The sequence below is a fragment of the Gemmatimonadales bacterium genome, assembly GCA_035502185.1.
Taxonomy (GTDB): domain Bacteria; phylum Gemmatimonadota; class Gemmatimonadetes; order Gemmatimonadales; family JACORV01; genus Fen-1245.
Map to the genome: position 1 here is coordinate 1 of DATJUT010000026.1, position 6,453 is coordinate 6,453.

Consider the following 6,453-nt stretch of genomic DNA (forward strand, 5'->3'; position numbering starts at 1 on the left):
ACGGCATCGCCCGGGTGACGATCAGCCAGCCGCCCCTCAACATCCTGACCCGCGCGCTGCTGGGCGAGCTGCGGCAGGCGCTCGGCGCGCTGGCCGAGGACCGGGCCCTGCGCGTCGTGGTTGTGGGCGCCGCGGGCCGGCATTTCTCGGCGGGGGCCGACGTCGGCGAACACCGCCCACCCACCTGGAAGGCCATGATCCCCGAGTTCCTGGACACCATCGCCGCGCTGCGGGCGTTCCCGCTCCCGATCGTCGCAGCGGTGCGCGGCCGCTGCCTCGGCGGCGGCTTCGAGCTGGTGCAGGCGATGGACCTGGCCGTCGCCGGCGAGACCGCAAGCTTCGGCCAGCCCGAGATCCAGCTCGGCGTGATCCCGCCGGCCGCCTGCGCCCTGCTGCCCTGGCTCGCCGGGCCGGCTCGAGCCGCGGAGATCGTGTATACCGGCGACCCGCTGACCCCCGCCCAGGCGCAGGCCGCCGGCCTGGTGGCGCGGGTGGTCCCCGACGACGCCGTGGACGCCGAGGCGCTCGCGCTGGCCGGCCGGATCGCGCGGCACAGCGCCGCCGCGCTCCGCGTGGCCAAGCGCGCCATGCGCCCCCCCGCGCGCGAGCGCCTGGAGGCCGACGCGCTCGCCGGCGCCGGCCGCCGCTACGCCCGCGAGCTGATGCACACGGTCGACGCCACCGAGGGGCTGGCCGCGTTCCTCGAGAAGCGCACGCCCGTCTGGACGCACAGGTGAAAACGGTCGAGACCTTCCCCGGCTGGCGCGGGCGCCCGGTGGACGAGGTGCTCGCGCGGTGCGCCGACCTGCTCGAGGACGACCGCTTCCCGACCGTGACGCGGTGGCGCGAGGCCGGCGGCAAGGTCGCGGGCCACTTCCAGGTCTACTTCCCCGAGGAGATCGCGCACGCCGCGGGGATGCTGCCCTACAAGGTCCGCGGCGCGCCGGTCGAGCCCACCCAGGCCGACTCACGCTTCGGCTCCTACCTCTGCTCGATCGTGAAGACGTCGCTCGAGCTGGCCTTGAGCCGGCGCGTCGTGCTCGACCTGTTCGTGACCCATCCGATCTGCGACGCCGCGCGCAACCTGGCCGCGGTGTGGGGCCGCAACTTCGCCTACCCGTGCGAGATCCTCTACCTGCCCCAGAACGCCAACTCCCTCCACTCGGCCGGTTGGCTGCGCGGCGAGTACGACCGCCTGCGCCGCACGGTCGGGCGCGTGGCCGGCCGGCAGGTGAGCGACGACGACCTGCGCCGCTCGATCGCCGTCTTCAACCGGAACCGCGCCCTGCTGCGCGAGCTGTACGCCCTCAAGCGCGAGGCGCCGTGGCGCGTGGGCGCCGCCGAGGCCTACACCCTGGTGGCCGTCGGCGGCCTGATGCCTCGCGAGGAGCACAACGACCTGCTGGCGCAGGTACTCCCGGCGCTCGCGGCCAGGCCGGCGAAGAAGCTCGACAAGGTGCGCGTCGTCCTCGAGGGCGGCTTCTGCGAGCAACCGCCGCTCGACCTGCTGCGGGCCATCGGCCGCTCCTGCGACCTGGTGGACGACGACCTCCTGATCGGGCTGCGCTGGATCACCGACGACGTGAGCGCCGACGGCGATCCACTCGCCGCGCTGGCGCACGCCTACCTGGAGCGCTCGAGCTACAGCCCGGTGCAGCACGACGCCCGCAAGCCGAAGGAGCGGATGCTGATCGAGCGGGCGCGGGCGGCCGGGGCCCAGGCGGTCATCGTCGGCGCCGCCAAGATGTGCGAGCCGGGGCTCGAGGAGCAGGTGGCCTACACCCGCGCGCTCGACGCCGCGGGCGTGCCGTTCTTCGTGACGGAGTTCGAGGAGAACATGACCAGCTTCGAGCAGCTCGAGGTCCAGCTCGAGACGTTCGTCGAGAACCTGCTGTTCGAGTGAGAGGAGCCGGCGCGTGAGCGAGGCGGTGGGGACGGACGGCATCGTGGGGCGCGGCAACAACGACGGTGCGCGCCTGTTCCGGGAGTGGTTCCAGGAGCTGGGCGCGGCCGCCGAGGCCGGCCGGCCCTCGGCGTACGTGTTCGTGATGGGGAGCCTGGCGGAGCTGCTCAGGACCTTCGACCTGCCGGTCGTGTTCCCCGAGATCAACTCGCTGCAGACCGCGGTGCGTCGCGCCGCTCACGAGTACCTCGACCAGGCGGAGGACTACGGGTACTCGCCGGACATCTGCGGCTACGTGAAGGCCGACGTCGCGGCGCAGCTCCGGGGCGGCGAGCTGCCGATGGGCCGGATCCCGAAGCCCGCCATCGCCGTCTACACCAACGCCTGCAACACCTACATCAAGTGGGCGGAGATCTGGGAGCGGATGTACGGCATCCCGGCCTTCACCCTCGACGTGCCGGGCACCCGGAGCGAGGGCGGCCAGACCTGGCCGGGCGACGCCGACTTCGAGCACGACCGGCGCTACGTCGAGGCCCAGCTCCGGGAGCTGATCCCGGTCCTCGAGCGCGTCTCCGGCGTGCGGTTCGACGTGGACCGGCTGCGCGAGGCGATGGGGCACACCAACGGCCTGGTGCGCGGCTGGAAACAAGTGCTGGCCCTGAACGCCAGCCGTCCCTCGGTGTTCAACGCGCTCACCGACGGCACGATCTACCTCGGGATGGCGAACTGCTTCCGCGGCGCGGCCGCGGGCGCGTCCTACTTCACCGACCTGGTGGAGGAGATGACGTACAAGAGCGCCCACGGGATCGGCACGCTGACCGAGGAGGCCTGGCGGCTGCTGTTCGTGGGCGTGCCGTGCTACCCGATCTTCCGCCGCTTCTCGGAGCTGTTCACCGAGCACGGCGGCACCTTCGTCGGGTCCACCTACCTGAACTTCGCGTCGGGCGGCGCCAACTTCGGCCACGAGTACGACCTGGCGCGGCCGCTCGAGAGCCTGGCCGAGGGCCTGCTCATCGGGGTGCGCGACGCGATGGACAACATGTTCCACCAGACCGGCCCGCTGGTCGGCATGGTGGACGACCTCGCCGCGGACGGCGTGGTCTTCCACCCCATCAAGAGCTGCCGCACCGTCTCGACCGGGCTCGCCGACAGCCGCCGCGCGCTCCAGGCGGAGCGCGACCTGCCGAGCCTGTTCATCGAGTCGGACATGATGGACCGGCGGGTGGTGTCCGAGGCGCAGCTCAAAAACCGGATCGACGCGTTCTTCGAGGGCCTGGCCTCGCGCCGCGCCCAGGCGGCGGTCCCGCGGGCGGCCGCGCCTCCCACGGCCTGAGGAGGAAGCGCACATGTCCTACGCGGCGGGGGTGGACGTCGGCTCCACCCAGACCAAGGCGGTCATCGTGGACGAGCGGCGGCGGATCGTGGCGCGCTCGCTCACCTCGACCGGGGCGAACGTGACCCGGGCCGCGGAGGAGTCGTTCGCGGAGGCGCTGCGGGCTGGCAACCTCGAGGAGGAGGAAGTCGAGTACGTCGTCGGCACCGGCTACGGGCGCTACAAGGTGACGTTCGGGAATACGCAGGTGACCGAGATCAGCTGCCACGGCCGCGGCGCGTCGCAGATGTTCCCGGGCACCCGCACCGTGGTGGACATGGGCGGGCAGGACACCAAGGCGATCCGCGTCACGCCCGGCGGCGAGATCCAGGACTTCTGCATGAACGACAAGTGCGCCGCCGGCACGGGCCGCTTCCTCGGCGCCGCGGCGAGCGCGCTCGACATCCCGCTCGACCAGCTCGGCCACCGCGCGATGGCGGGCGAGCGGGCGGTGAAGATCACCACCACCTGCACGGTGTTCGCCGAGTCGGAGGTGCTGTCCTGGCTCGGCCGCGGCAAGAAGATCGAGGACATCCTGCTCGGCGTGCATCAGTCCATCGCCGCCCGCTCGGCCGGACTGGCCCGGCGCGTCGGCATCGAGGAGGAAGTCACGTTCACCGGCGGCGTGGCGAAGAACGTCGCGATGGTGCGAGCCCTCACCGCGGCGCTCGGCGTGCCGGTCAACGTCAGCGACGACTCGCACTACATGGGCGCCCTCGGCGCCGCGCTGTTCGCGCTCGACCACGTCTTCGCGGCCCGCGCCCCGGCCCGGGCGGCCACGTGAGCGCCTGCACCGCCGGCATCGACGTCGGCTCGACCTACACCAAGGCCGTAGTGCTCGGGCCCGACCACGCCATCCTGGGTCGCGCGATGCGCCCCACCGGCTTCCAGCTCGCCCGCGTCGCCGAGGAGGCGCTCGCGGCGGCCGCGCGCGAGGCCGGCCTCGACGCTGGCGAGGTGGCGTACACCGTCGCCACCGGGTTCGGACGCCACCAGGTGCAGGTGGGCGACGTGAAGGTCACCGACCTCACCGCCGCGGCGCGCGGCGCGACGCTGCTCTTCCCCGCGACCCGCACCATCCTGGACGTCGGCGGCCAGACGATGAAGGCCAGCCGCCTCGGCGAGGGCGCCAAGGTCCGCTCGTTCCGCCTCAACGACAAGTGCGCCGCCGGCACCGGCGCGTTCCTCGAGAAGACCGCCCGGTACATGGGTTACGGCACCGAGGAGATCGGTCCGCTGGTCGCGACCTCGAAGACCGCCGTCGCGATTTCCGGCGTGTGCGCGGTGTTCGCGGAGTCCGAGGTCATCAACCACCTCTCCCAGGGCTCGGCGCCGGCCGACATCATGCACGGCGCCATCGTCTCACTGGTCGGCCGCTCGGTGCAGCTGATGAAGCGGGTCGGGATGGAGCCGGAGTTCACCCTGATCGGCGGCATCCTCCGCTTCGAGCGGATGGCGCGGGTGATCCGCGAGCAGTTGGGCGCGGAGGTCAACGTGCCGGCCGGCGACCTGGTGCAATTCACCGCCGCACTCGGCGCGGCGCTGCTCGGCCAGCGCCGGCTGGCGCAGCTCACCGTCCAGTCGGCGTGACCGCCGGCGACGAGCCCGCGCCGCCTGGCGGCGACGAGGCACCTCGCTCGATGGCCGGCGCCGGCGAGGCGCCCTCCGCCGGCTCGCCGGACTCCGCCGCGCCACTCGGCCGCCTGGTGCGCCAGGAGGCGCAGCGGCTCCTCTCCGAGGCCCAGCTCGCCCCCGACCCGACCCGCGTGGCCGAAGGTTGGCAGCGCCGCTTCATCGCCGACGGCCCACGGTGCGAGGAGGCGCTGCGGCTCTACCGGGAGCTGGGCTACGAGGCGTGCGCCGATCCGCTCACGCCGGAGGACCTGGCGGGCGAGTGCGGGGACTGCCAGCTTGTGATGGCGCTCCAATTCAAGACGATCTACACCCGCTCTCCCAGGGGGAGAACCTGACGATGCGCTGCACCCGCTGCGGCCGGGAAGCGGCCGAGAACGACAAGTTCTGCGCCGAGTGCGGGATGTTCCTGCGCGACGCCTGGACGGACCAACGCTTCCAGGCGGCCCTGATGCTCGAGTGCGAGGGCAAGCACCAGGAGGCGCGCCGCGAGCTCGACCGGCTGGTCGAGCTGCGGCCGCAGGACGCCCTGCCCTGGCACTGCCTCGGCACGATGCACTTCCACCAGGGCACCCTGAACCGCGCCATCGACTGCTATCGCAAGTCGGTCGAGCTGGCGCCGCGCTTCCTGCTGTGCTGGTACGACCTCGGCGTGGCCTACTACCACCGCGGCAACATGCCGGCGTCCATCGCCGCCTATCGCCGCTGCCTGGAGATCGATCCGCACTACAACGCGGCGCACTACCGGCTCGGCGTCGCGCTGTTCCACGCCGGCGACCTCGACCAGGCCAAGGCGCAGTTCGAGCAGTGCAGTGCGCTCACGCCCGAGTACCTGCGCGCCCGCTACCACGTGGGCCTGATCCACCAGCGGAAGGGCGAGGCGGATGCGGCCGAGCGCGAGTTCCGCGCCTACGCGGCCGAGGCCCTCGGCGAAGCCAGCAGCCTCTACCACCAGGCGGAGATCCGGAAGGGCCGCGGCGACGAGAAGGGCGCCGCCGAGTTGCTCGAGCGCGCGCGGCAGACCGGCCGCAAGGCGTCGGCCTGAGCGGCGCGTGAGCGGACCGGCCGAGGAGCGCCTCATCCACGACTGGGCGGCCGCGGGCGGAAGTGCGGCGCGCCCGGCGGCGCCGCCGATGCTGGACGACGAGACCCTGCGCGACGGCCTGCAGAGCCCGTCGGTGAAGGACCCGCCGGTCGAGGCGAAGCTGGAAATCCTCCACCTGATGAACGGGCTCGGGATCGAGACCGCCGACGTCGGGCTGCCCGGCGCGGGGCCGCGCCAGCGGGAGGCGGTCGAGCGGCTGTGCCGCGAAATCGGCGACCACAAGCTCCGCGTCAGGGCCAACTGCGCCGGCCGCACCGTCGTGGCCGACATCCAGCCGATGGCCGACCTGGTGCAGAAGACCGGCGTGCCGATCGAGGCCTGCATCTTCATCGGCAGCAGCCCGATCCGGCAGTACGCCGAGGAGTGGGACATCGGCCACATCCTCCGGCACACCGAGGAGGCGGTCCGGTTCGCGGTCGGCGAAGGCCTCGAGGTGATGTA

8 protein-coding genes are annotated in these 6,453 nt (G+C 72.6%); all 8 read left to right on the forward strand.

Annotated features, from left to right (window positions below; all coding sequences use genetic code 11):
- On the forward strand, positions 1-737 hold a 737-nt coding region (locus tag VMF70_03530; GenBank protein HTT67079.1), incomplete at its 5' end, for an enoyl-CoA hydratase-related protein.
- Positions 734-1,903 carry a 2-hydroxyacyl-CoA dehydratase gene (locus VMF70_03535; protein HTT67080.1) on the forward strand — a complete coding sequence of 390 codons (1,170 nt, stop codon included), beginning with the start codon at positions 734-736 and terminating at the stop codon, positions 1,901-1,903. The genes VMF70_03530 and VMF70_03535, both read left to right, overlap by 4 nt.
- Before the next feature lie 13 nt (positions 1,904-1,916).
- Positions 1,917-3,236, forward strand: coding sequence for a 2-hydroxyacyl-CoA dehydratase family protein (locus VMF70_03540; protein HTT67081.1), 1,320 nt, complete (start codon positions 1,917-1,919; stop codon positions 3,234-3,236).
- A gap of 13 nt (positions 3,237-3,249) precedes the next feature.
- Positions 3,250-4,059: an acyl-CoA dehydratase activase gene (locus tag VMF70_03545; GenBank protein HTT67082.1), complete on the forward strand. Its 810-nt coding sequence runs from the start codon at positions 3,250-3,252 to the stop codon at positions 4,057-4,059.
- A complete protein-coding gene (locus tag VMF70_03550; GenBank protein HTT67083.1) occupies positions 4,056-4,865 on the forward strand; it encodes an acyl-CoA dehydratase activase in 810 nt (269 codons plus the stop codon). The genes VMF70_03545 and VMF70_03550 overlap by 4 nt, the downstream gene beginning before the upstream one ends.
- The gene (locus tag VMF70_03555) at positions 4,862-5,245 is read left to right on the forward strand and encodes a hypothetical protein (GenBank protein ID HTT67084.1); all 384 of its coding nucleotides are present in this window, start codon (positions 4,862-4,864) and stop codon (positions 5,243-5,245) included. The genes VMF70_03550 and VMF70_03555 overlap by 4 nt, the downstream gene beginning before the upstream one ends.
- A gap of 2 nt (positions 5,246-5,247) precedes the next feature.
- Positions 5,248-5,952 carry a tetratricopeptide repeat protein gene (locus VMF70_03560; GenBank protein ID HTT67085.1) on the forward strand — a complete coding sequence of 235 codons (705 nt, stop codon included), beginning with the start codon at positions 5,248-5,250 and terminating at the stop codon, positions 5,950-5,952.
- A gap of 7 nt (positions 5,953-5,959) precedes the next feature.
- Positions 5,960-6,453: hypothetical protein (locus tag VMF70_03565; protein HTT67086.1), on the forward strand; the 494-nt coding region annotated here is incomplete at its 3' end.